A 23,112-nucleotide genomic window follows, 5' to 3' on the forward strand; every position below is an offset into this window, starting at 1 on the left:
GAGACAGGCACCGGCAAACTTCTACGCGTGCCTGCCCCCGCAAGCGGACAGGCACCGGCGCGTGCCTGTCCCCGCAGGGGGACTGGCACACGCTGCCGCAGAGTTCAGTTCCCGTTTCACGCAGGGACCGGCACCGGCCGGCTTTCACCTGCCCCGCTATGCATCCCCGCTTAGGTCGAACAGGCTGGTGGCGTCGAGTTCGAGCACGGTTTCGCCGTGCTGGTTGTCCACCACCCAGGCCCAGTTGACGATGCCCAGGTCGTTGCGCGAAGCGGAAACGCGCGCGCCCTGCACGCGTGCGTGCAGCGTCAGGGTGTCGCCGGGACGCACCGGCACGCGCCAGCTGACTTCGCCCAGGCCGGGCGAACCGAACGATTCGGAGTCGTGCAGGATGGCGTCGACCGCCATGCGCATGGCCAGCGCGCAGGTATGCCAGCCGCTGGCGATCAGGCCGCCCCAGCGGCCTTCGGCGGCGCGCTGGACGTCGGTGTGGAACCATTGGGGATCGAACTTGCGCGCGAACTCCAGGATCTCTGCCTCGGTAACCTGGAGCGGGCCGCCTGTGATCACCATACCGGCACGCAGATCTGCGAATTTCATGGAACGTCCTTGCTGAAAGGCAGCGGGCAGCCCGTGGCTGCCATGCCGCGCCAATGCAGCAGGATAGACCAAACGCGCCGCCCGCGTGTTGCGCGGCGGCATCGCGCCCGGCGTGCCGGGCGCGATGCGCGGATCAGATCACGGCTTCGATCAGGAAGGGCCCCTTGCGGGCCAGCGCCGCGCGCATGGCCTGGGTAAAGCCTTCGACCGTATCGACCCGCACGGCTTCCACGCCCAGGCCCTGCGAAACCTGCACCCAATCGATGTGGGGATCGACCAGGTCCAGCATGCGCTTGGCGTTCTCGCCCGGCTGGGTCACGCCGACGTTCTTCATTTCGCCATGCAGCGTGGCATAGGTACGGTTGGCGTAGATGATGGTCAGGCAGTCCAGGCGTTCGCGCGCCTGCGTCCACAGCGCCTGCACCGTGTACATGCCGCTGCCGTCGGCCTGCAGCAGCACGACCTTGCGGTCCGGGCAGGCCACGGCCGCGCCGGTGGCCAGCGGCAGGCCGATGCCGATGGCGCCGCCGGTCAGCTGCAGCCAGTCGTGCGGCGCGGAATGCACGCTGTAGATGCTGAACTCGCGCCCCTGGGTGATCGATTCGTCGCAGACGATGGCGTTCTCCGGCAGCAGCGCGGCCGCCACGCGGTTGACGGCCGCGCTGGTCAGGCGGCCCTCGGCGGGCACGGCCTCGGTCAACGCGGCCGGCCGGGTCTGCGGCGCATCGGCGGGAATGCCCAGCTCGTCGGCCAGCCATTCCAGCGCGTGGTGCAGGTCCTGCGCCGGTTCGGCCAGCACGATCTGGTCGCACTCCTGCGGCGCCAGCAGGCTGGGCTTGCCCGGGTAGGCGAAAAAGGCCACCGGCGAGCGCGAGCCGACCAGGATCAGGTGGCGCACGTCCTTGAGAAAGGCCACGGCCAGGTCGACCGGGTACGGCAGGCGCGCCACGGGCGGACGATTGGCGCCGCGCTCGGTGCGGCGGCTGGAGGTTTCGGCGGCCAGCCGCACGCCGGTGGCGTGGGCGATACGGCCGGCGGCGGCCAGCGCGCGGCCGCGCAGCGCGTCCCCGCCCAGCAGCAGCGTGGTGGCCTGGCCGCTGCGGATGGCCTGGGCGGCGGCACGGATGGCCTGGGCGTCGGCCTGCGCCTGCGGCGCCTGGCGCACCGGCTGCGGCGCCGGCGTATCGTCGGGCAGGTCGGTCCAGGCGGCGTCGGCCGGCAGGATCAGGGTTGACACGTTGCCCGGCTCCTGGCGCGCCACCTGGATGGCCTCGCTGGTCTGCGCGGCCACCGAGGCGGCGTCGCGGATGCGCCCCACCCAGTGCGACATGGGCTGCGCCACGGCCTCGACGTCGCTGGTCAGCGGCGCGTCGTACTGCACGTGGTAGGTGGCATGGTCGCCCACCACGTTGACCATGGGCGTACGGGCGCGCTTGGCGTTGTGCAGGTTGGCCAGCCCGTTGCCCAGGCCGGGCCCCAGGTGCAGCAGCGTTGCCGCCGGCTTGTCGGCCATGCGCGCGTAGCCGTCGGCGGCGCCGGTCACGACCCCTTCGAACAGCCCGAGCACGCAGCGCATGCGCGGCTTGCGATCCAGCGCGGCCACGAAGTGCATTTCGGACGTGCCGGGATTGGCAAAACAGACATCGATGTCATTGGCAAGCAGTGTGTCGCAAAGGCTGTCGGCGCCGTTCATAGTCTACGCAGAGAAAAAGGGTCAATGGGAAGAGGGACATCATAGGCATAGAGCGCGCCAGGGGCTAGAACCATTTGCCGCCCCGGCCATGGAACCACTGCCGCGCGGGCGCGCGCGGCAGGCCGGGCTCAACCCAGGATCTGTCCCAGGAACGCCTGCGCCCGGCCGCTGCGCGGCGCGCTGAAGAAGCGCTCGGGCGTGTCGGACTCGACAATGCTGCCGGCATCCATGAACACGACCCGGTCGCCGACCTCGCGGGCGAAGCCCATCTCGTGCGTGACGCAGATCATGGTCATGCCGTCGCGCGCCAGCTCGACCATGGTGTCGAGCACTTCCTTGACCATCTCGGGATCCAGCGCCGAGGTGGGCTCGTCGAACAGCATGATGCGCGGCTGCATGCACAGCGCGCGCGCGATGGCCACGCGCTGCTTCTGCCCGCCCGACAGCTGCCCGGGATACTTGTCGGCCAACTGCGCGATGCGCACCCGTTCGAGGAACTGCATGGCGCGCTCCGTCGCTTCGCCTTCGTCCAGCCCCTTGACGCGCATCGGCGCCAGGGTGCAGTTCTCCAGCACCGTCAGGTGCGGGAACAGGTTGAAGTGCTGGAACACCATGCCGACGTCGGCGCGGATGCGCTCGATATTGCGCAATTCGCCGTCCAGCGTGATGCCGTTGACCACGATCTCGCCCTGCTCGTGCTCTTCCAGGCGATTGAGCAGGCGGATGGTGGTGGACTTGCCCGATCCCGACGGGCCGCACAGGATGACCCGTTCGCCCTGGTAGACATCGAGATCCAGATCCCTCAGCACCTGGAAGTCGCCGTACCACTTCGAAACGCCGCGCAGCGTGATGACCGGCGCGGGCTGGTTGCATGCATCCATCGTTCTGATCCTGTTAATGCGCTATGCCTTGGAGATGTCGTGGTTCTCGCCCGCCCCGCTCCAGTAGCCGGGCACCGTCAGGCGCTTTTCCGAACGGCGGAACAGGTGCGCCAGCACGCTGCACATGGCGAAGTAAATGGCGCCGACCATCGTGTAGACCGTCAGGGCCTGGAAGGTGGCGCCCGCCAGCATTTCGCCGGCGCGCATCAGCTCGTACACGCTGATCACGGCCACCAGCGAGGTTTCCTTGATCAGCACCAGCGCGTAATTGCCCAGCGCCGGGAACACCGTGCGCACGGCCTGCGGCAGCACCACGCGGCGCAGGCGGTCGACCTTGTTCAGGCCCAGCGCGCGCGCCGCCTCGTACTGGCCCGAGTCGACCGACTGGATGCCGCTGCGAAACAGCTCGGCCAGATAGGCGCCGAAGTTCAGCGTCAGGCCGAGTACGCCGGCCACGAACGCATTGATCACCACCCCCAGCTCCGGCATGCCGTAGTAGATGTAGAACAGCTGCAGCAGCAGCGGGGTGCCCCGGATGATGTCGATGTACAGGCGCGCGCCACGGCTGAGCACGCGCGACTTGGACAGGCGGCACAGGCAGACCAGCAGGCCCAGGGCGACGGCCAGCACCGCCGAACAGAAGAACAGCGCCAGCGTCCACATCGTGCCCTCGGCCAGCGGCGTCAGGTACATGCGCAAGGTTTCCAGATTCATCGTCGCCTCCTGCCGCGCGCGCTTATTTGCTGATGAGGTCGGCCACACCCCACTTGCGCCCGATCTCGGCCAGTTCGCCATTGCGCTTCATCTCGGCCAGCGCGGCATTGACCGCGTCCAGCAGCGCCTTGTTGTCCTTCTGCACCGCCAGGCCCACGTGCCACTTTTTCTGCGGCTGGTACTGCGTGGCCAGCTTCACGCCGGGAATTTTCTTGGTGCGGATCTGGTAGATGATGCTGGGCGGATCGATGATGCCCAGCTCGATGCGGCCGGCGCGCACATCGGCCAGCAGGGTCGAGTAGTCCTGGTAGGTGGAGACCTTGGTGTCCGGCATGTCCTTGATCATGTTGAACTGCACCGAATCCACCAGCACGCCGATGCGCCGGCCCTGCAGGTCCTCGAAGCGCTTGATGTCGTCGGGATTCTGCTCGCGCAGCACCAGGCCTTCGCCCCATTCGTATACGGGCGCCGAGAAATCGATCACCTTGGCGCGCTCGGGCGTGACGAACAACGGCGCCGACATGACGTCCGCGCGGCCGGACGTCAGCGTGGGGATCAGGCCCGAGAACGGCACGTCCTTCAGGCTCATGGCCACGCCCAGGTGCTTGGCGACGGCGGCGCCCACGTCGACCATGATGCCTTCGAGCTGGTTGCTGGCCGGATTCTTGAAGCCGTGCGGCGGCGCCGACGCGGTGGTCACGACATTGACGGACTTGGCGGCGCGCACGTCGTCCAGCGTGCGGGCCGCGGCGCTACCCGCGTGCGCCAGCATGCCCACGGTCGCCAGGATGCCCAGAACGGCTTTGATCTTCATGTGTATTCCCCTTGTAGCGTGGCGGCTCAGTCCGGCCGCCCTTGCGGATAGGCCTGTACCGCCGCGGCGGCCAGGGCGCAGAATTCTTGCATCACGGAGGCCGCCAGGAACGCCGTCGCGCCGCCCACGTCCTGCGGCGGCGATACGGTGTTGACGTCGAAGGCGACGAAGTTCAGGCCGCTCAGGGCCCGCAGCAGGTTCAGGCCCTCCTTGGGCGAGAGGCCGCCCCATTCCGGCGTGCATACCCCCGGCGCGCAGGACGGATCGAAGATGTCCATGTCGAAGCACAGGTACACGGGCCGGTCGCCCAATTGGCCGCGCAGGCGCGCCAGCGTGCCGGCCTGGTCGCGGTCGAAGTCGTCGTACGGGATCACCGTGTAGCCGACCTCGCGGCCGTATTCGATGACGCCGCCCATGAACGAATTGCCGCGCGTGCCCACATGGAAGCTGTGCGAGAGGTCGATCAGCCCTTCCTCGGCGGCGCGCGTGAACGTAGTGGCGGTGTTGTAGCCGGCGATGGGATAGGTGTCGGTGTGCGAATCGAAATGCAGCACGGCCACGCCCGGCCAGCGGCGCGCCACCGCGCGCAGCTGCGGCAGCGTGACCGCGCCGTCGCCGCCCATGGTGATGGGAATGGCGCCGGCTTGCAGCACCTGCGCGACGGCCTGCTCGATGGCCGGATAGGAGGCCTGCGGGTCGCCCGGCACGCAGGCCACGTTGCCCAGGTCCAGCAGGCGCAGGAACTCCACCGGGTTGTCCACCCCGGCGCGGCGCGCCAGGTCGAACGGACGCAGCAGGCGCGATTGCTCGCGTATCGCGTCCGGCCCCTGGCGCGCGCCCACCCGGAAAGGATGCGTGCCGCAGTCGAACGGAATGCCCAGCACGCAGGCCAGCGCGGCCTGTCCGGCGCCGCGCCGCGCCGGCACACCCATGAATCCCCCACCTGCCTGGACCACTGCTTCTGTACCCTGCTGCACGACGAGCTCCCGGCTTGCGCCATCAGATAATTTCACACCAGTCGTATCGACTGTCGATACGATCATGTCGCAAATAGATTATCAACGCGCGAAAGATCCGGAAAGCTAGGGTATTCCCCTTGCCTTCTCGTCAAATACCCGAGCTATTCAGTCTGAATTGAGCGCGGACGGCGGCGCCATCCGGTAGAACGGCGGCGTCACGCCCAGCGTGCGCGAGGCGCTGATCGCATGCGCGGTCTCCAGCACTTGCGGGCCGAAAACCGCCTGCGCTTCCTCGAAGCTCCAGCGGCTCGACGGCACCGAGATATTGACCGAGCCGGCGGGGGTGCCGGCGTTGTCCAGCACGGCGGCGCTGATGGTGATGTCGCCGGGGTAGTACTCGCCGTTGGAGCGGGCATAGCCATGCTCGCGCGTGAACGCCAGTTCGGCCATCAGGGCGTCCAGGTCGGTCAGCGTCGTGGCGGTGCGCGCCGCGCGCGGACTTTGCTGCAGCAGGCGGCGCGCGCGGTCGGGATCGAGCCGGGCCAGCACGGCGCGGCCGGCGGCGGCGCAATACATCGGGATGCGCATGCCCACCGGCATATGCACGAACATCTGCTTGTGGGTGGCGAAACGCGCCACGTACACCATGTCCAGGCCGTCGGGCTCGGCCAGGCTGCAGGTCTCCTGGCTGGTGCGGTTCAGCGAGTGCAGGAACGGATTGCCGCCCAGCACCAGGGGGCTGGTCTGCGCGTACTGCATGCCCAGTTGCAGCGACTGCGGCGACAGCGAGAACTTCTTGCTGTCCGGGTTCTTGCGCAGGTAGCCCAGCGTCCACAGCGTGTGCGCGAAGCGCTGCGCCGCGCTCTTGGTCAGGCCTGTCGCCTCGGCCAGTTCGGGCAGCGTCATGGCGGGGCGGCCTTCGCTGAACGCCGCGAGCAGCGTCAGGCCGCGCGCCAGCGCGGCCACGAACAGGGGCGAGTCTTCAGGTGCAACGGTGGTCATGGCGGCGGGCAGGAGGCGGAAAGCGCATAGCGTACCGCAATCCGGGACGGGCGTATCGCTTGGCGATCTTGCCCGCCCCGCCGCCCCGGCCTCAGCGTATCGGCCAGGGATACATCGCGCCGCCCTGGCTCCAGAGCGCGTTGACGCCGCGCTGCAGGCCCAGCCGGCTGTCCTTGCCGACGTTGCGCTCGAAGATCTGGCTGTAGTTGCCCACCGCCTTGATGGCGTTATAGGCCCACTTCTCGTCCAGCCCCATGTTCTTGCCGGCGCCGGGCGTCACGCCCAGGATGCGCAGCACGTTGGGGTTCTTGCTCTTGAGCATCTCGTCGACGTTCTGCTGGGTGATGCCGTATTCCTCGGCCTCCATCAGCGCGAACAGGGTCCAGCGCACGATGCCCAGCCAGTTCTCGTCGCCCTGGCGCACCATGGGGCCGAGCGGCTCTTTCGAGAAGCGCTCGGGCAGGATCTCGAAATCGTCGGGCTTGGCCACTTGCGTGGCGCGCACCGCCGCCAGCTGGGAAGCGTCGTCGGTGAACGCGTCGCAGCGGCCGGACTCGAACGCGCGCACCACCTCGGTGACCTTGTCGATCACCACCGGCGTGAACGTGATGCCGTTGGCGCGGAACCAGTCGGCCAGGTTGAGCTCGGTGGTGGTGCCCGGCTGCACGCAGATGGTGGCCTCGTTGAGCTCCTTGGCGGATTTCACGCCCAGCGCCTTGCGCACCAGCACGCCCTGGCCGTCGTAGAAACTGGCCGCCACGGCCGCCAGGCCAAGCGAGGTGTCGCGCGTCTGCGTCAGCGTCACGGTGCGCAGCAGCACATCGACCTCGCCCGACTGCAGCGCGGTGAAGCGCTGCTGGGTGGACAGCGCCGTGCCCTTGAATTTGCCGGCGTCGCCGAACACCGCGGCGGCGACCGCGCGGCAGATGTCGACGTCCATGCCTTCCCATTCGCCCTTGCTGTTGGTGGCGCTGAACCCGGCGACGCCGTCGGTCAGCCCGCACTGGACGAATCCTTTCTTCCTGACCGCGTCCAGCGTGGGGCCGGCATGCGCCGCCTGGGCGCCCAGGGCCAGGGCCAGGGCGCCCGCCGCCATTGCTATGTGCCGCTTCATAACCGCTTCTCCTGGTGAGTGCCGTGGCCGACCTCGTGCGTGGCCATCCGGCGATGGTGCCCGCGTGTGGCAGGTCCGCGTGAGATTACGCCCGGCCGACAGGCGCGGCAATCAGGAGTTACGCCCCCGGCCCGCTCAGGTGCCGGGCAGGTCGGTGGTATCGAGGGAAAAGGCGGCCGCGGCGCGGCCGATGCGGTCGTTGACGGCGTCCCAGTCGCCCGAGCGCGGCGGCTGCTCGACCAGGATGCGCGCATAGCCTTGCCCGTCCAGTTCGCGCAGCAATGCGTACAGCGCCTGCGCGTAGCGCGCCGGTTCGGCCGGCGCCATGCGCCAGTGCGCGCCGGCGGGCAAGCCGGCGGGCGCCGGCGCCAGGGCCACGACCGCCTGGCGGGCGCCGGCGGGCGCGGCCGCCAGCACGCGCGGCAACTGCGCGGCGTCGAGCAGTTCCAGCGGCGTGCGCGGCGCGTAATGCGCCTTGAGGGTGCCCGAGGCGCGCGGCGCCGCGGCGTCCGGACGCGCGACCGGCATGCCCAGTACGGCAGCCACCTGCGCCGCGCTGATATGGCCGGGCCGCAACAGCACCGGGCCCACGCCCTGGTCCAGCCGCGACAGGTCGATGATGGTGGATTCGATGCCGACCTCGGCGTCGCCGCCATCGAGCACCGGCATGCCGGCGGCGACTTCGCGCGGGAATTCGGCGCGCACATGCTCGGCCCGGGTGGGCGACACATGGCCGAACGTATTGGCCGACGGCGCCGCCACCCCGCCCTGCCCGTTGGGCTTGCCGGCCGCGAAGGCGCGCAGCAGCGCCTGCGCCACGGGATGCGAAGGGCAACGGATGCCGATGCTGTCCTGGCCGCCGCTGACCTCCGCCCCGATGTGGGGCGCGCGCTTGAGGATGAGCGTCAGCGGCCCGGGCCAGAACGCCCGGATCAGCTGGCGCGCCGCCGCGGGCACGTCGCTGGCCCAGTAATCGACATCGCCTTCGGGGGCGATGTGCACGATGACCGGGTGGTTCGACGGCCGGCCCTTGGCGGCGTAGATGCGCACCACCGCCTGCGGATTCTCGGCGTCGGCGCCCAGGCCGTACACGGTTTCGGTGGGAAAGGCCGCCAGCTCGCCGGCCAGCAGGCAGGCGGCGGCGTGGGCGACGGCGGGATCGGCGGCGGTCATGGGGCGGGAATCAATGCGTCAGAACGGCGCGGCCATGCCCAGCGCGCGCGCCACGCGCGCCGCGTCGTCGCGCGCCTGTTCGGGCGTGCCAGCCACGATCGTCACGTGTCCCATCTTGCGGCCGCGGCGCGCCTCGCGCTTGCCGTACAGGTGCAGCTTGGCGGTCGGCACCGCCAGCGCGGCGGACCAGTCGGGTTCGCGCGGCGCGGTCGCGCCCGGCTCGAACCACACGTCGCCCAGGATATTGAGCATCACGGCCGGCGCCAGCAGGTCGGCGCTGCCCAGCGGCAGCCCGGCCATGACGCGGGCCTGCTGCTCGAACTGGCTGGTGATGCAGGCGTCGATGGTGTAGTGGCCGCTGTTGTGCGGCCGCGGCGCGATTTCGTTGACCACCAGCCGGCCGTCGCCCAGCACGAAGAACTCCACGCACAGCACGCCATGGTAGCCCAGGCCCTGCGCGATGGCCTGCGCCGCCTGCGTGGCCTGGACCTGGCGCGCCGCATGGCCGGCGTCGGCCGCGCCCGGCGTCACCGACGACACCGCCAGGATGCCGTCGCGGTGCACGTTGCGGGCGATCGGGAACACCCTGCTGGCGCCGTCGAAGCCGCGCGCGATCACCACCGAGATTTCGTAGTCCAGCGGCAGCAGCGCTTCCAGCACACAGGGAACGCCGCCGAACTCGTCGAACGCGGCCAGCGCCTCGTCGCGGCTGGCGATGCGCGCCTGCCCCTTGCCGTCGTAGCCCAGGCGCGCCACCTTGAGGATGCCCGGAAACAGCGCCTGCGGCGCGGCCAGCAGATCCTCGCGGGCGCGGATCGCCGCGTGCGGGGCGACCTCGATGCCCTGCCCGGCGATGAAGGTCTTCTCGGCGATGCGGTCCTGCACCACGGCCACCGCGTCGGCCGCGGGGCTGACGCGGCAGCGCGCCGCCAGCGCGCGCAGGCTGTCGGCCGGCACGTTCTCGAATTCGGTGGTCACCGCCCGGCAGCGGGCGGCCAGGCGCGCCAGGCCGTCGGCGTCGTCGTAGGCGGCCTGGATGTGCAGGTCGGCCACCATGCCGGCCGGGCACTCGTCGGCCGGATCGAGCACGGCAACCTTGTAGCCCAGGCTCTGGGCCGCATGGCAGAACATGCGGCCCAGCTGGCCGCCGCCCAACAGGCCCAGCCAGTCGCCGGGGGCAATGGGATCGAACGTGGAGGATTGCGTCATGGTCAGGCTTCGGGAGGCACTTTCATGGCGCGCGCCGCTTCGGTCTGCCGCGCGCGGAACGCGACCAACCGGGCGTGCAGGGCGTCGTCGGTGGTGGCCAGCGTGGCGATGGCATGCAGCGCCGCGTTGGCCGCGCCGGCCTCGCCGATGGCAAAGGTGGCCACCGGCACGCCCTTGGGCATCTGCACGATGGAAAGCAGCGAGTCCTCGCCGCGCAGGTACCTGGACGGAACCGGCACGCCGAATACCGGCACCTCGGTCAGGGCGGCCATCATGCCGGGCAGGTGGGCCGCGCCGCCGGCGCCGGCAATGATGGCGCGCAACCCGCGCGCGCGCGCCGCCGCGCCATACTCGGCCATGTCCTGCGGCATGCGATGCGCCGAAATCACGCGCGCCTCGTGCGCCACGCCGAAATCCCGCAGCATGGCCACGGCGTGCTTCATGACCTCCCAGTCGCTGGAAGATCCCATGATCACGCCCACCAGGGGCGCGCCCGATGCGCTAGAGTTGCTCGTCATAACCGGTATGTAATAGGGATGGAACGGCCCGCCAGGCGGCCGCGAATCGGCTATTTTACCGTGACGCGGCAGGCGGCTGCCGGCATGGTCATCCCCGCGCCCGCGGGCGCGCCGCGCGGGGCCGGGATCACGCGCTACAGGGCGACGCCGGCGGCGTTGGCCAGCACCGCCACCAGGAACAGGCCCATCACCAGGGCGCCGGGCAGCGCCACCGGCTTTTTCAGGGCGTTGTCGCCCCACTTGCGATCGGCGGCCAGCATCAGGGTGCAGTACACCAGCATGGCGCCGAACAGCAGGAAGGCCCAACCCTGCCACGGCGGCGCCGCCGCGCCGGCATCCGGCGACAGCAATTGCCAGCCCGCCGCGGCCAGCCCGCCCAGCGCGGGCGCCAGCACCATGGCGTAATGCAGCGGCGACGGCCCCATGCGCACGTTCAGCAGCAGGCCGACGCCGATCAGCACCAGCGCCGCGCGCTGCAGCAGGCACAGCGGACAAGGCGCCTGCCCTTCGAGCCACTGCCACACGAGCGCCGACAGCAGCAGCAGGCTGACCGCGAGCAGGACCAGGGTATTGACGATGCGGGAGCCGCGGCCGGGATTGCGCAGGAAGATCATGGCGGATTCAGAGCGCCAGCGGCAAGGGCAAGGGGCCGGTCATGTAGCGGTGCGCGCCCACGGCGAACACCGCCAGCGTCACCAGCCAAAGTGTGAAGCAGGGCCGCCGCTTGCCCAGGATGCCGAACCAGACGGCCAGTGCTCCGCTCAGAAATGGCAACATCATGAGCATTTCGTCGCTCCCCTCGCGTTTGCCTTAATGGGATGAAGGGCGAGTATAACGTAACAATACGAAATAATTCACGATAAATCTGTAGCAAGGCTCAATCCGCGCGGACTTCCTCCAGCAGCTCCGGATGGCGATCCAGCAGCCTGAGCAGCTTCACCAGCGCCAGCGGCGGGCGCGTCTTGCCGTTCTCGTAACGCGAGAACGCATTGGTGCCGCCACCGAAGAGCGCCGCGGCTTCGCGCTGGTCCAACCCCAGCTTCCTGCGCACCCGCACGATGAACCCGGGATCGACGCGGCGGGCGTTGACCAGGCGGTTGAAAGCCAGCATGGCCTCGCCCACCCGCGCCGACTCGACGCCATCGAGCACGCTCTCGCCGCATGCCGGACACCAGTCGCCCGTCACCGCCGCGATCGTGGTGGCCTCGCCCTTGTAGCTGTAAGGCATGTCGCGGGTATCGCGCGCCAGCGCGGCCGCCCCGCATCCGGGACACTTCATGGTCACAACTCCTTGAACGACACGATCAGCACGCCGTCGAGGACCGTCAGCTTCAGGTAGACGGCGCCCATCACTGTCATTGGGCAATAGACGTCCTGCCAAATGCGATGGTCGGCATGGGTCGTCATGCTTTTGTGGAAATCCCGCGGTGTCAGCGCCAGCACGATGTCGATCATGGCGTTGAAATCCAGCCCCAGCGCCGCCGCGCCGGACAAGGCCGATAACGTGGCTCGGACCTGGCCTGCATGGACCAGCGCCTTGAGCGCCGGCAGCTTGCAGTGCGGTGTTCCCTTTTCCATGCGAGGCTAAACAGGAAAGAAAATTTTGGCAAGTAGGTTAATTGATCGCGCCGACGCGGATAACTCCATTGTGCGGACGCAACGGTTGCGCCGCCTCCCTGGCGCGACGCTTTTATCCCGGCTTTTTTGTCGCCGCGCCTCCAATGAAAAAAGCCCGCGCGCCCCGAAGGGCGGCGGGCCTGGGCGGCGCCGGCGGTGCTCAGGCGAGCAGGCGGTCGAGCGCTTCGCGGTACTTGGCGGCGGTCTTTTCCAGCACGTCGCGCGGCAGGCGCGGCGCGGGCGGGGTCTTGTCCCAGGGCTGGGTTTCCAGCCAGTCGCGCACGAACTGCTTGTCGAACGAAGGCGGGCTGATGCCCACCCGGTAGCCGTCGGCCGGCCAGAAGCGCGACGAATCGGGCGTGAGCACTTCGTCCATCAGGTGCAGCGTGCCGTTGTCGTCCAGCCCGAATTCGAACTTGGTGTCGGCGATGATGATGCCCTTGGTGGCGGCAAAGCGCGCCGCCTCGCCGTACAGGCGCAGCGTCACGTCGCGGATGCGCTCGGCCATTTCCTGGCCGACTTCCTTGACCACGTGGGCGAAATCGACGTTCTCGTCGTGCATGCCGAACTCGGCCTTGGCGGCCGGCGTGAAAATCGGCTCGGGCAACTGGCTGGCCTGCTGCAGGCCGGCGGGCAGCGCGATGCCGCACACCGAGCCGCTGGCCTGGTAGTCCTTCCAGCCCGATCCGATCAGGTAGCCGCGCGCCACCGCCTCGACCAGGATGGGCTTGAGGCGCTTGACCACCACGGCGCGGCCGCGCACCTGGTCGACTTCATCGGGCGCCACCACGTCCTCGGGCTGGATGCCGGTGGAGTGGTTGGGCAGGATGTGTGCCAGCTTGCGCAGCCAGAAGTCGGTCAGCTCGGTGAGCACCTGGCCCTTGCCGGGGATGGGATCATCGAGGATGACGTCGAACGCCGAAATGCGGTCGGACGCCACGATCAGCAGCTTGTCGTCGCCGACGGCGTACATATCGCGCACCTTGCCGCGCCCCAGGAGCGGCAGGGACTTGATGCTGGATTCATGCAAAGCGGAAGTCACGGGATGGCCTATGGCAAAAAGAAAACTTCCCGCCCGCGCGAGGCTGGGCAGGAAGCGTCGATGACGGGCGTGCCGCGGCGGCCTCGCGAGGCAGCCAGGACGGCGGGCGCGGCACGCGCAGGCGCTAGGTTACTGCAAATGGCCCCGCCCTGTCCGGCCCGCCCTCGACGCGAACGGCCGGGACAGGTAGCCTCGGGGCATCCCTGTCCAACGGAGCGCCCGATCCCATGAGCCCTGCCCCCGCCGCCGACACGCCGGCCGACATCCAGACCTATGCCGGCGGATGCCTTTGCCAGGCGGTGCGCTTCCGCGCCACCGGCCCGCTGCTGGCCGCCGCCACCTGCCATTGCCGCGAATGCCAATACCTGAGCGGCGGCGCCCCGGCGCATGCCCTGCTGCTGCCGGCCGGCGCGCTGCGCCTCGAACGGGGCGCCCCGCGCGAGTACCACTACCGCAGCGCGGCGGGGCGCCGGGTCATGCGCAGCTTCTGCGCCGACTGCGGCACGCCGCTGTTCGGCCATACCGAGGACGCCGGCTACACCATAATACGGGCCGGCGCGCTGGACGAGCCTGCGCGCTTTGCCAACCAGCTCACGGTCTGGACGGCCTCGGCACCGCCCTGGCACGACATCGACACCGCCCACCCGCACTTCGCGGGCAACGCGCCGTCGTAGCGCGGGGCCATGAAAAAACCGGACGCTCGCGCGTCCGGTTTTCCAGGCCGACGGGCGGCGCCATGCGCCGCGCCCATCGCCGCCTTACTGCACCACCTGGGCCAGCTTGCCGGCAGCGTACTGCTGCGCCATGTCGGCCAGCGGCAGCGGCTTGATCTTGCTGGCGTTGCCGGCGGTGCCGAACTGGGTGTAGCGCTGCACGCAGATCGCCTTGGCGGCGGCGCGGGCCGGCTTGAGGTATTCGCGCGGATCGAACTTGCTCGGGTTCTCGGCGAAGAAGCGGCGGACCGCGCCGGTCATGGCCAGGCGGATGTCGGTGTCGATGTTGATCTTGCGCACGCCGAACTTGATGGCTTCCTGGATTTCCTCGACCGGCACGCCGTAGGTTTCCTTCATGTCGCCGCCGAATTCGCGGATCTCGGCCAGCAGGTCCTGCGGCACGCTGGAGCTGCCGTGCATCACCAGGTGGGTGTTGGGCAGGCGGGCGTGGATTTCCTTGATGCGGGCGATCGACAGGATGTCCCCGGTGGGCTTGCGGGTGAACTTGTAGGCGCCGTGGCTGGTGCCGATGGCGATGGCCAGCGCGTCGAGCTGGGTGCGGCGCACGAAATCGGCGGCCTGCTCGGGGTCGGTCAGCAGCTGTTCCATGGTCAGCTTGCCGTCGGCGCCGTGGCCGTCTTCCTTGTCGCCCTGCATGGTTTCCAGCGAGCCCAGGCAACCCAGTTCGCCTTCGACCGTCACGCCCAGCTTGTGGGCCATGTCCACCACTTTCTTGGTGACGTCGACGTTGTAGTCGTAGTCGGCGATGGTCTTGCCGTCTTCTTTCAGCGAGCCGTCCATCATCACGCTGGAAAAGCCCAGGTCGATGGCGCCCTGACAAATCGCGGGCGACTGGCCGTGGTCCTGGTGCATGACGACCGGGATGTGGGGGTACGACTCGACGGCGGCCTGGATGAGGTATTTCAGGAAGCCTTCGCCGGCATATTTGCGGGCGCCGGCCGAAGCCTGCATGATCACCGGGCTGTCGGTCTCGGCGGCGGCTTCCATGATGGCCTGGACCTGCTCCAGGTTGTTGACGTTGAAAGCGGGAATGCCGTAGCCGTGCTCGGCGGCGTGGTCGAGCAATTGGCGCATGGAAACTAGGGCCATGGGGAGACCTCCTGAGGTACTTTATTGATGGATTGGTTAAAGCCTGCTGAACCACATGATTTTACGGGGGATTGAAAGAAAGGTCTTGCAACGCCTGCGCCGGCTTCCCCCGGAAGACCGTTACATCCCTTCGCAATCAGCGCGGGACGGCGCGCCGGTCCCCGTTCCGCGGACCCTAGACGCAATCGAGCCGATGATGCGGCGGCGGCGGCAGGACGACTTCGATCGGATCGCCTGCCCGCACGTCGCCGCCGGCCTCCACCACCGCCATGATGCCGGCCTTGCGCACCAGCCCGCCGGCGGCGTCGCGCTCCAGCACGGCGGCCATCAGGCCGCGCTGGTAGAGATCCAGCTGGACGCACGGATTGCGCAGGCCGGTGATGCGCAAGATGGCCTGGCCGCCCAGGCGCAACAGGCTGTCGCGCGGCAGGGCCAGCAGGTCGATGCCGCGCGTGGTGATGTTCTCGCCCAGGGTGCCCTCGGCCACGTTGAAGCCGGCCTGCTGCAGCGCGTCGTGCAGCTCGCCATGGATCAGGTGCACCTGCCGCAGATTGGGCTGGCCGGGATCGGCGCGCACGCGGGAACGGTGCCGCACCGTCGCCCCGTGGTGCGCGTCGCCCGCCACGCCCAGGCCGGCCACCAGCGTAATGGCCTCGCGCACGGGCTTGCTGAACGTATGGCCGGGGCTGCTGCACACGGCGGTCACGATGGCTGTCATGGGGCCCCCTCGCACGGATGAACGCAACGGCCGGACCGCCTGCGCGCCCTGGCCGCCCCACATGGTAGCCGCTTGCGCGGCCGCGCGGGCCGGATACCATCCCCCCGCTGTGCGGCGCCGCATAGAGAAAATGAATGGGACAGCGGGGTCGCCCACGCTCACAATATTGCGACTATTTCGCGTCGCGCCCGCCGCCCGGCGAGGCGCCCAGGCAACCATGCCCCCGACCTTGCCGCCGAGGACAGCGATGGACGCCAGACCAGCCGCCGCGGCCGCCGCGCAAACCGAAGACCGGCTGCTGCATGCGCTCTACGGCACCTTGAACGACGACACGCAATGGCAGCGAGTGCTGGCGGCGCTGTGCCGCCGCTTCGCCACGCGCGCCGCCGCCCTGGCCCACTACGATTTCGATGCCGGCGCCGGCCGCATCCTCTACCAGGCGCCGGCCGACGGTCCGCTGCAGGCCATCTACGACCAGGGCCGCCCGCTCAACCCCTGGTTCCTGTCCAAGGCGCCCTACCTGCCCGGACGCATCCTGGACAGCCCGGAACTGATCGCGCCCGAGGACTTCCTGCAGACCGATTTCTACCGCGAGATCCTGCGCCCGCATGGCTTGTTCCATCGCCTGTGCGGGGTGCTGGCGCGCCAGCGCAACCATGTCTGGTATCTCGTCCTGCACCGTCGCAAGGAGCAGGCGCCGTTCGACGGCGCCGACCGCGCGCGCCTGCGCACGCTGATGCCGCACCTGATGACGGTGTTCGAGGTGCGCGCGCGCTGCGCCGCGCAGGCCCGGCTGGCCAGCCTGCTCGCGCGCGTCGTGCAAGCCTACCTGCCGCCGGTGCTGGTGCTGGATCGCGACGGCGCGGTGCTGCATGGCGAAGTCGCGGCAGACGCCCTGCCGGCGCAGCTGCGGCTGGTCGACGGCCGGCTGGCCGCCCGCGATGCCGCGCTGCAAAAGCCGCTGCGCGAACGCATCCACCGTATGGCCGAGGCCGCGCTGGCCGGCAGGCCTGGCCGCGCCAGCCTGGCGCTGGCCGAGGCCGACGGCGCCGCCCCCATCCAGCTGACCCTGTGCGCGCTCGGCCCGGACAGCAATGCCCAGGGCGGCCAGGCCGGCGCCCTGGTCGGCCTGCTGATCAGCGATCCGGGCCAGGACGCCCGCCAGGCCATGCGCCGGTTCGCCGATCACTTCGCGCTCAGTCCGGCCGAGGAAAAGGTCAGCGCCCTGATCCTGCAAGGCATGACCCCGGCCCGGGTGGCGCGCTCGCTGCATATTTCCGAGCACACCGTGCGCAGCCATCTCAAGCAGATATTCCGCAAGACCAACACCCACCGCCAGGCCGAGCTGATGAGCCTGCGCGAACGCGCCGATTACTGAAACCGGGGGCACGCGCCTCCCCCGACCAGGGGAGCGCCGCTGCCTCGCGGCGGCGATCTGTAATTCCCTCGCGCAAAGGCTGTGCCATGCCCGGCGCGTCCCTAACATGGCAGGAAACCGGCCACGACGCACGCGCCGGCCGCGCCCGTCCTCGGGCGACCACCAGGAGACAAGGCCATGGCACAAACCGCATTTCATGTCGAATTCAACAAGGCGCCGGAAGACCAGGCGACCAAGACCCACAACCGCTGGCACCCGGATATCCCCATGGTGGAATGGTTCAATCCGGGCGACGAGTTCCGCGTCGAATGCTACGACTGGACCGGCGGGCAGATCGGCAACGACGACAGCGCCAACGACGTGCGCGACGTCGACCTCACGCGCGTGCATTACCTGAGCGGGCCGTTCGGGGTCAAGGGCGCCGAACCGGGCGACCTGCTGGTGGTCGACCTGCTGGACGTCGGCGCGCTGCCCGAGTCGGCCTGGGGCTTTACCGGCATTTTCGCGCGCGAAAACGGCGGCGGCTTCCTGTGCGAGCACTTCCCCGACGCGCGCAAGGCGTGCTGGGACTTCCACGGCATCTACACCACGTCGCGCCACGTGCCCAACGTGCGCTGGCCGGGCATCATCCATCCGGGACTGATCGGCTGCCTGCCCGACCGCGAGCTGCTGGACCGCGCCAACAAGCGCGAGGCGGCGCTGCTGGCGACCGACCCGGACCGCGTGCCGCCGCTGCTGGCGCCGCCCTACGCGAACACCGCGCTGATGGGCCAGATGAACGGCGAGGCCGCGCGCAAGGCCGGCGCCGAAGCGTGGCGCACGGTGCCGCCGCGCGAGCACGGCGGCAACTGCGACATCAAGAACCTGTCGCGCGGTTCGCGCGTGTACTTCCCGGTGTACGTCAAGGGCGGCGGCCTGTCGATGGGCGACATCCATTGGTCGCAGGGCGACGGCGAGATCACGTTCTGCGGCGCCATCGAAATGGCGGGCTTTCTCGACATACGGGTCGATCTGATCAAGGACGGCATCAACAAGTACGGCATCGTCAACCCGATCTTCAAGCCCAGCCCGATCGAGCCGCACTTCGCCGAATACCTGGTGTTCGAGGGCATTTCGGTCGACGAGCATACCGGCGAGCAGTACTACCTGGACGCCCACGTGGCCTACCGCCGCGCCTGCCTGAACGCCATCGAGTACCTGAAGAAGTTCGGCTACACCGGCGAGCAGGCCTACATCATCCTGGGCACGGCGCCGGTCGAGGGCCGCATCAGCGGCATCGTCGATATTCCCAACGCATGCTGCACGCTGGCCATTCCGACGGAGATCTTCGATTTCGACATCCGGCCCACGGCGGCCGGCCCGTCGGCCAAGGTCGGCAAGGCCAAGGTGGCCGCCACCAGCTGAGGCGCACGGCGCGCGCCGGGGCCAGGCCGCGGCGCGCGCGAAGGAGCTCTTCATGTTGCTCGGATTGACCCTACTGTATGTCGGCGCGGTGCTGTTCCTCAACGGCCTGTGGCTGCTCGAAAAGATCGGCGACAAGGAGATCTGGATCATCAATATTTTCTCGGGCGCGCTGACCTTGCTGGTGTCGCTGCGCCTGGCCTTCGGCCAGGACGCCTCGCCGCTGTCGGTGCGCGCCGCCGCGCTGACGCTGTTGTTCACCTTCACGTATATCTGGGTGGCGCTGAACCGCTACAACGGCGCCGATGGCCGCGGCCTGGGCTGGTACAGCCTGTTCGTGGCGCTCACCGCCGTGCCGGTGGCCCTGCAGACGCTGGCCCAGGCCAGCACGCTGTGGGGCTACTGGCTGGGCCTGAACTGGGTGGCCTGGGCGGTGCTGTGGTTCATGTTCTACCTGCTGCTGGTCAGGAAGCGCCCCATCGCCCGCGCCACCGGCATGCTGACCGTGATCGAGGGCATCGTGACCGGCTGGATCCCCGGCTACCTGCTGCTCAACGGCACGCTGACCTGACCCATCGAGGAGCCCCGTCATGCCTCTATATGACTATGCCTGCCCGCAATGCGGCCTGTTTCGCGCCTGGCGCGCCCTGCGCGAGGCCGGCGCGGCGCTGGCCTGCCCGCAATGCGGCGAGCGCGCGCCCAAGTCGGTCACCGCGCCGTTCCTGTCCGACATGAACCCGGCCGTGCGCCAGGCGCACGCGCGCAACGAGAAAAGCGCGCACGAACCGGCGGTGGTCAGCCGCCAGGCGCCCGCGCATGACCACGGGCACGGGCATGGCCACGCCCACGCGCCGGTGCCGGCCGGGCTGGGCCCGGGCCCATGGGTGGTTTCGCCGCACCGCTCCATGGTCGGCCACCACTGACGCCGCCGGACGCCGCCAACCCCGGGCCGGCCGCGGGAATGCGGCCCGCCCCCCGCCGCCACGAATGGCGCGCCGGGCCGCCGGGCAACGGGTATATTGGGAATACCCGTCTTTCCGAGACTGCGATCATGCTCAACGGTTCCTGCCTGTGCGGCCGGGTGGCCTACACCGTCGACGGCCCGCTTGCCGATGCGCTCAATTGCCATTGCGCCATGTGCCGCAAGGCCCACGGCGCCGCCTTCCGCACGCGCGCCACGGTGCGGGCCGAGCATTTCGCCTTCGTCCGCGGCGAAAGCGACGTCACCTGGTACAGCTCCTCGCCGGGCAACTACCGCGGTTTCTGCAGCGCCTGCGGCACCCCGCTGCTCAGCCGCTTCGACCAGACGCCCGATGTCTACGCCCTGCCGCTGGGCGCGCTGGACGACGATCCCGGCGTCAAGGCGGCCTGCCACGTCTACGTCGCCCACAAAGCGCCGTGGCACGACATTACCGATGCGTTGCCGCAGTACCCCGAAGGCCGCCCCGGGCACTGAATGGCACTACGCGGGGGCTGGTCATTATTTGACAACCGCGCTACAATAAGTGATTGATTTTTCCGCAAAAGCCATCGGATTTGCCTTGGCGCAAATCTTTTTTCGATGGCTTTCCTGGGCGCCCAGCCTGTCATCCCGACAGGGGCGTCGCCCGTCCGCTTCTTCCGGCGACACCCGTATCGCTGCGACCAAGCCGCGCCCCCGAGCGCACACAGCCCTAGCGGCGTGAGTACCTGCCTATCGTGCCCCTGCCGGGGCTTCTCGTGGCCCGTACCCGTGCCAGTCGGATCGGCCTGCGCCGCCGCGCGGGGGCCTTACGCATATGGCGCCCCCCGGCGCCCGCCTTTGACGAGGAGTACCTGATGGCGAAAGAAGAACTGATCGAACTGAATGGCATCGTGGACGAAGTGCTGCCCGACAGCCGCTATCGCGTCAAACTGGACAACGGCATCGAAGTCGGCGCCTACGCGTCGGGCCGCATGCGCAAGCACCGCATCCGCATCCTGGCCGGCGACCGCGTGACGCTGGAAATGTCCCCCTACGACCTGACCAAGGGCCGTATCAACTTCCGCCACAAGGACGAGCGCTCGGGCCCGCCCAGCCGTCCGCCGCAGCACCGCCGCTGATTCCCCAGCGGGCCGTTGCGTACCGGCCCGCCCGCCGTCGTGCAGCGAAGCGCCAGACATGGAAAAATGGCGCCATGACGGACAAGCATGAAACCCTGCGGGAAGCCGCCGACCGGCTGAACAGCGCCCGGCGCGCGTTCGGCCTCGGCGAGGACGGCCTGCGCCTGTTGCGCCGCTCGCGCGAGGCGTTCATCAACAGCCTGCGCAACACCGGCCTCACCTACGCCCAGGCCCAGGTCAAGTACGACAACTGCCTGGACGAGCAGCAGCACTTGCACCAGCAAGCCATCAACGAGCTGCAATACGCCGAACGCCTGCACCGCCAGTTGCTGGCCGAGCTGGAGCAGACCGCCTGAGCGGCCCCGCCCCTGCGCGCGCCTAGGGCTTGAACGCCCCGATGAAAATGGCCGGATCGACGCGCGCGTCGTTCAGGCTGATGTTCCAGTGCAGGTGCGGCCCCGTGGCGCGCCCGGTGGCGCCCACCTTGCCCACCACGCCGCCGCGCGGCACCTCGTCGCCCACCTTCACGTCGATCTCCGACATGTGGCAGAACATGCTGATGAAGCCCTGCCCGTGGTCGACGAACACCGTCCTGCCATTGAAGAAGTAATCGCCCACCAGCACGACGCGCCCGGCCGCCGGCGCCTTGATCGGCGTGCCCGCGGCGGCGGCGAAATCCAGCCCGGAATGCGGATTGCGCTCCTGGCCGTTGAAAAAGCGCCGCAGGCCGAACGGGCTGGACAGCCGGCCCGGCACCGGCCGGTCCAGCAGCACATTGCTGGGCGTGACGCCGGCCCGGAAGATGCGATAGGCGGCCGTCTGCTCGGCCAGCTCGCGCTCGATGCGCTTGAGGTCGTCCGGATTGGGCGTGACCTGCCGCTGGTTCTTCAGCTTGATGTGCTGGGCCGTGTACTTCTTGGCGCCGATGTCGAATGCGATGCTGCGCGCCGCGCCGCCGGCGCTCCGCACCGAGATCGCCTCGCTGCCGGGCCTGGCCGCCAGCGGAATGCCGACCACGGCGATCCACGGGCCTTCGGCTTCGCGCAACACCATGACCGGACGGCCGCGGTACGTGACCTGCGGCGCCTGGGCGGCCTGCCCCAGGTCGACCACGGCCACTCCGCCGGGCACCGGCGCGTTCAGCTTGCGGCTGATGTAGCCCTGCGCCTGCGCGGCCGGGGCGGCCAGCAGGGCCAGCGCCAGCCAGGCGCCGCGCCACAGGCGGGAAGCCGCGCTCACAGGCACAGGTTGGCGGCGTCGACCAGTTGCTGGCCGCTTTGCGGCAGGCGGGTCGACAGGCTGGCGTCGGTCTTGCCCTGCCAGGTGGTGGTGGTCAGCACCGCGTCCACGCCCAGGCTGCCGCGCGACACCAGTTCATAGCCGTTGCGGATCTCGCGCTGCTCGACCGGCACGCCCAGCCCCTTCCAGGCCGCGCTGACGCATGCCGCGTACTCCTGGGCGGAACGCTGCGGCGAGCCATAGAAGGCCGGCTCGCGGTCACGGATGTCCTTCACATTGGCGCAACCGGCCAGCGCCAGGCCCAGGGCCAGCAGTACGAAACGGGCTTTCATCGAGGCTTCTTCCTGAAAATCTGAAAAACGGCGCGCCCACTATAGCGCACGGCCTATTGCCTGGCGGCCGGCTGGCGCAGCGCCGACTTGGGCCGGAACGCCTTGATCACGGCCGGATCGGTTTCGGCATACGGCCCCCCGATCAGGTCTATGCAATAGGGCACGGCGGCGAACACGCCGGCCGCCAGCACGGCGCCGTCGGCGTCCTTCAGGCCCTCCAGCGTTTCGCGGATCGCCTTGGGCTGGCCCGGCAGATTGATGATCAGCGCGGCGTGGTCCGCCGTCTCGCGGATGACCGCGACCTGGCGCGACAGGATGGCGGTGGGCACGAAGCGCAGGCTGATCTGGCGCATCTGCTCGCCAAACCCGGGCATCTCCTTGGTCGCCACGGCCAGGGTCGCTTCCGGCGTGCAGTCGCGCCGCGCCGGGCCGGTGCCCCCGGTGGTCAGCACCAGGTCGCAGCCGCAGCCGTCCACCAGATCGACCAGCGCGGCCGAAATGGCGGCGGGCTCGTCGGGGATCAGGCGCTCGACGACCTGCCAGGGCGACGTCAGGGCCGTCCCCAGCCAGTCGCGCAGCGACGGCAGGCCCTGGTCCTGGTAGACGCCGCTGGAAGCGCGGTCGGAAATCGACACCAGGCCGATGAGCAGTTCGTCGGGATGGCGGCGGACAAGCGGGGCCGAAAGGGCGGTAGGCGTGGACATGGCGGGCATCGCGGGCGGCGGCAGGGGGAACGGAACGGGCCGCGCGGGCCGGGCCGCCGAAGGCCGGCCCCGGGGCGGCGGCGCCGGAGGATCTCTCGC

At 69.4% G+C, this 23,112-nt stretch carries 29 protein-coding genes; 8 read left to right on the forward strand and 21 right to left on the reverse strand.

The genetic code is table 11. The features are described 5' to 3' along the window. Positions 1 to 156: 156 nt before the first annotated feature. The 16 genes from CAL11_RS17120 to CAL11_RS17190 form a co-directional block, all read right to left on the reverse strand. Complete coding sequence (locus CAL11_RS17120) at positions 157 to 600, reverse strand: MaoC family dehydratase (protein WP_033461376.1); 444 nt, start codon at positions 598 to 600, stop codon at positions 157 to 159. A gap of 133 nt (positions 601 to 733) precedes the next feature. Next, positions 734 to 2,293: an acetolactate synthase large subunit gene (locus CAL11_RS17125; protein WP_068925409.1), complete on the reverse strand. Its 1,560-nt coding sequence runs from the start codon at positions 2,291 to 2,293 to the stop codon at positions 734 to 736. Between the two features lie 128 nt (positions 2,294 to 2,421). Further along, positions 2,422 to 3,174, reverse strand: coding sequence for an amino acid ABC transporter ATP-binding protein (locus CAL11_RS17130; protein WP_086093612.1), 753 nt, complete (start codon positions 3,172 to 3,174; stop codon positions 2,422 to 2,424). A gap of 21 nt (positions 3,175 to 3,195) precedes the next feature. After that, positions 3,196 to 3,888, reverse strand: coding sequence for an amino acid ABC transporter permease (locus tag CAL11_RS17135; RefSeq protein ID WP_003809541.1), 693 nt, complete (start codon positions 3,886 to 3,888; stop codon positions 3,196 to 3,198). A gap of 22 nt (positions 3,889 to 3,910) precedes the next feature. Further along, positions 3,911 to 4,702, reverse strand: a complete 792-nt coding sequence (locus tag CAL11_RS17140) for an ABC transporter substrate-binding protein (RefSeq protein WP_086093613.1) — start codon at positions 4,700 to 4,702, stop codon at positions 3,911 to 3,913. Positions 4,703 to 4,728: 26 nt separating this feature from the next. Further along, positions 4,729 to 5,634 (reverse strand): arginase family protein, encoded by a 906-nt coding sequence (locus CAL11_RS17145; protein ID WP_033464932.1) that lies wholly within the window; start codon positions 5,632 to 5,634, stop codon positions 4,729 to 4,731. A gap of 192 nt (positions 5,635 to 5,826) precedes the next feature. Then, positions 5,827 to 6,663, reverse strand: a complete 837-nt coding sequence (locus tag CAL11_RS17150) for an IclR family transcriptional regulator (RefSeq protein ID WP_086093614.1) — start codon at positions 6,661 to 6,663, stop codon at positions 5,827 to 5,829. Positions 6,664 to 6,754: 91 nt separating this feature from the next. Further along, positions 6,755 to 7,777, reverse strand: coding sequence for an amino acid ABC transporter substrate-binding protein (locus CAL11_RS17155; protein ID WP_086093615.1), 1,023 nt, complete (start codon positions 7,775 to 7,777; stop codon positions 6,755 to 6,757). 135 nt (positions 7,778 to 7,912) lie between these two features. After that, the gene (locus CAL11_RS17160) at positions 7,913 to 8,950 is read right to left on the reverse strand and encodes an L-threonylcarbamoyladenylate synthase (RefSeq protein WP_086093616.1); all 1,038 of its coding nucleotides are present in this window, start codon (positions 8,948 to 8,950) and stop codon (positions 7,913 to 7,915) included. An 18-nt stretch (positions 8,951 to 8,968) separates the two neighbouring features. After that, entirely contained in the window at positions 8,969 to 10,159 is a 1,191-nt protein-coding gene (locus tag CAL11_RS17165; RefSeq protein WP_086093617.1) for a 5-(carboxyamino)imidazole ribonucleotide synthase, read from the reverse strand. A 2-nt stretch (positions 10,160 to 10,161) separates the two neighbouring features. Further along, positions 10,162 to 10,677: a 5-(carboxyamino)imidazole ribonucleotide mutase gene (purE, locus tag CAL11_RS17170; protein ID WP_167382528.1), complete on the reverse strand. Its 516-nt coding sequence runs from the start codon at positions 10,675 to 10,677 to the stop codon at positions 10,162 to 10,164. A gap of 134 nt (positions 10,678 to 10,811) precedes the next feature. Beyond that, positions 10,812 to 11,291 carry a disulfide bond formation protein B gene (locus CAL11_RS17175; RefSeq protein WP_086093619.1) on the reverse strand — a complete coding sequence of 160 codons (480 nt, stop codon included), beginning with the start codon at positions 11,289 to 11,291 and terminating at the stop codon, positions 10,812 to 10,814. Positions 11,292 to 11,298: 7 nt separating this feature from the next. After that, entirely contained in the window at positions 11,299 to 11,457 is a 159-nt protein-coding gene (locus tag CAL11_RS24400; RefSeq protein ID WP_167382416.1) for a DUF5993 family protein, read from the reverse strand. Positions 11,458 to 11,554: 97 nt separating this feature from the next. Then, complete coding sequence (locus CAL11_RS17180; protein WP_086093620.1) at positions 11,555 to 11,956, reverse strand: type II toxin-antitoxin system MqsA family antitoxin; 402 nt, start codon at positions 11,954 to 11,956, stop codon at positions 11,555 to 11,557. 2 nt (positions 11,957 to 11,958) lie between these two features. Then, positions 11,959 to 12,255, reverse strand: a complete 297-nt coding sequence (locus CAL11_RS17185) for a type II toxin-antitoxin system MqsR family toxin (RefSeq protein ID WP_086093621.1) — start codon at positions 12,253 to 12,255, stop codon at positions 11,959 to 11,961. Between the two features lie 199 nt (positions 12,256 to 12,454). Next, positions 12,455 to 13,336, reverse strand: coding sequence for a phosphoribosylaminoimidazolesuccinocarboxamide synthase (locus tag CAL11_RS17190; protein ID WP_003809513.1), 882 nt, complete (start codon positions 13,334 to 13,336; stop codon positions 12,455 to 12,457). 227 nt (positions 13,337 to 13,563) lie between these two features. On the opposite strand from CAL11_RS17190, the gene CAL11_RS17195 reads away from it, so the two are divergent. Further along, positions 13,564 to 14,010 (forward strand): GFA family protein, encoded by a 447-nt coding sequence (locus CAL11_RS17195; RefSeq protein ID WP_033464956.1) that lies wholly within the window; start codon positions 13,564 to 13,566, stop codon positions 14,008 to 14,010. A gap of 84 nt (positions 14,011 to 14,094) precedes the next feature. On the opposite strand, the gene fba is transcribed toward CAL11_RS17195, so the two are convergent. Both fba and CAL11_RS17205 read right to left on the reverse strand, forming a co-directional pair. Next, positions 14,095 to 15,159, reverse strand: coding sequence for a class II fructose-bisphosphate aldolase (fba, locus tag CAL11_RS17200; protein ID WP_015064288.1), 1,065 nt, complete (start codon positions 15,157 to 15,159; stop codon positions 14,095 to 14,097). A 175-nt stretch (positions 15,160 to 15,334) separates the two neighbouring features. Next, the gene (locus CAL11_RS17205; RefSeq protein ID WP_086093622.1) at positions 15,335 to 15,877 is read right to left on the reverse strand and encodes an MOSC domain-containing protein; all 543 of its coding nucleotides are present in this window, start codon (positions 15,875 to 15,877) and stop codon (positions 15,335 to 15,337) included. Between the two features lie 247 nt (positions 15,878 to 16,124). On the opposite strand from CAL11_RS17205, the gene CAL11_RS17210 reads away from it, so the two are divergent. The 7 genes from CAL11_RS17210 to CAL11_RS17240 all read left to right on the forward strand — a co-directional run bounded on the left by CAL11_RS17210 (position 16,125) and on the right by CAL11_RS17240 (position 21,094). Then, the gene (locus tag CAL11_RS17210) at positions 16,125 to 17,255 is read left to right on the forward strand and encodes a helix-turn-helix transcriptional regulator (protein WP_086093623.1); all 1,131 of its coding nucleotides are present in this window, start codon (positions 16,125 to 16,127) and stop codon (positions 17,253 to 17,255) included. Positions 17,256 to 17,432: 177 nt separating this feature from the next. After that, positions 17,433 to 18,659 carry a formamidase gene (fmdA, locus tag CAL11_RS17215; protein WP_086093624.1) on the forward strand — a complete coding sequence of 409 codons (1,227 nt, stop codon included), beginning with the start codon at positions 17,433 to 17,435 and terminating at the stop codon, positions 18,657 to 18,659. A gap of 52 nt (positions 18,660 to 18,711) precedes the next feature. Then, positions 18,712 to 19,227: an AmiS/UreI family transporter gene (locus tag CAL11_RS17220; RefSeq protein ID WP_086093625.1), complete on the forward strand. Its 516-nt coding sequence runs from the start codon at positions 18,712 to 18,714 to the stop codon at positions 19,225 to 19,227. A gap of 19 nt (positions 19,228 to 19,246) precedes the next feature. Then, positions 19,247 to 19,579 (forward strand): FmdB family zinc ribbon protein, encoded by a 333-nt coding sequence (locus CAL11_RS17225; protein WP_086093626.1) that lies wholly within the window; start codon positions 19,247 to 19,249, stop codon positions 19,577 to 19,579. A 128-nt stretch (positions 19,580 to 19,707) separates the two neighbouring features. After that, complete coding sequence (locus CAL11_RS17230) at positions 19,708 to 20,112, forward strand: GFA family protein (RefSeq protein WP_086093627.1); 405 nt, start codon at positions 19,708 to 19,710, stop codon at positions 20,110 to 20,112. 362 nt (positions 20,113 to 20,474) lie between these two features. Further along, positions 20,475 to 20,738: a translation initiation factor IF-1 gene (gene infA, locus CAL11_RS17235; protein ID WP_003809486.1), complete on the forward strand. Its 264-nt coding sequence runs from the start codon at positions 20,475 to 20,477 to the stop codon at positions 20,736 to 20,738. A gap of 74 nt (positions 20,739 to 20,812) precedes the next feature. Beyond that, positions 20,813 to 21,094 carry a hypothetical protein gene (locus CAL11_RS17240; protein WP_086093628.1) on the forward strand — a complete coding sequence of 94 codons (282 nt, stop codon included), beginning with the start codon at positions 20,813 to 20,815 and terminating at the stop codon, positions 21,092 to 21,094. 22 nt (positions 21,095 to 21,116) lie between these two features. On the opposite strand, the gene CAL11_RS17245 is transcribed toward CAL11_RS17240, so the two are convergent. Genes CAL11_RS17245 through mog form a run of 3 tightly spaced genes read right to left on the reverse strand, consistent with a single transcriptional unit; the run spans position 21,117 to position 23,013 of the window. Then, positions 21,117 to 21,977 carry a M23 family metallopeptidase gene (locus CAL11_RS17245; protein WP_086093629.1) on the reverse strand — a complete coding sequence of 287 codons (861 nt, stop codon included), beginning with the start codon at positions 21,975 to 21,977 and terminating at the stop codon, positions 21,117 to 21,119. Continuing rightward, positions 21,974 to 22,309: a hypothetical protein gene (locus tag CAL11_RS17250; RefSeq protein ID WP_086093630.1), complete on the reverse strand. Its 336-nt coding sequence runs from the start codon at positions 22,307 to 22,309 to the stop codon at positions 21,974 to 21,976. Before CAL11_RS17250 ends, CAL11_RS17245 begins: the two co-directional genes overlap by 4 nt. Positions 22,310 to 22,362: 53 nt before the next feature. Continuing rightward, entirely contained in the window at positions 22,363 to 23,013 is a 651-nt protein-coding gene (mog, locus tag CAL11_RS17255) for a molybdopterin adenylyltransferase (protein WP_015064299.1), read from the reverse strand. Positions 23,014 to 23,112: the final 99 nt, after the last annotated feature.

The sequence above is a fragment of the Bordetella genomosp. 6 genome, from assembly GCF_002119705.1.
Taxonomy (GTDB): Bacteria; Pseudomonadota; Gammaproteobacteria; order Burkholderiales; family Burkholderiaceae_B; genus Bordetella; species Bordetella bronchiseptica_F.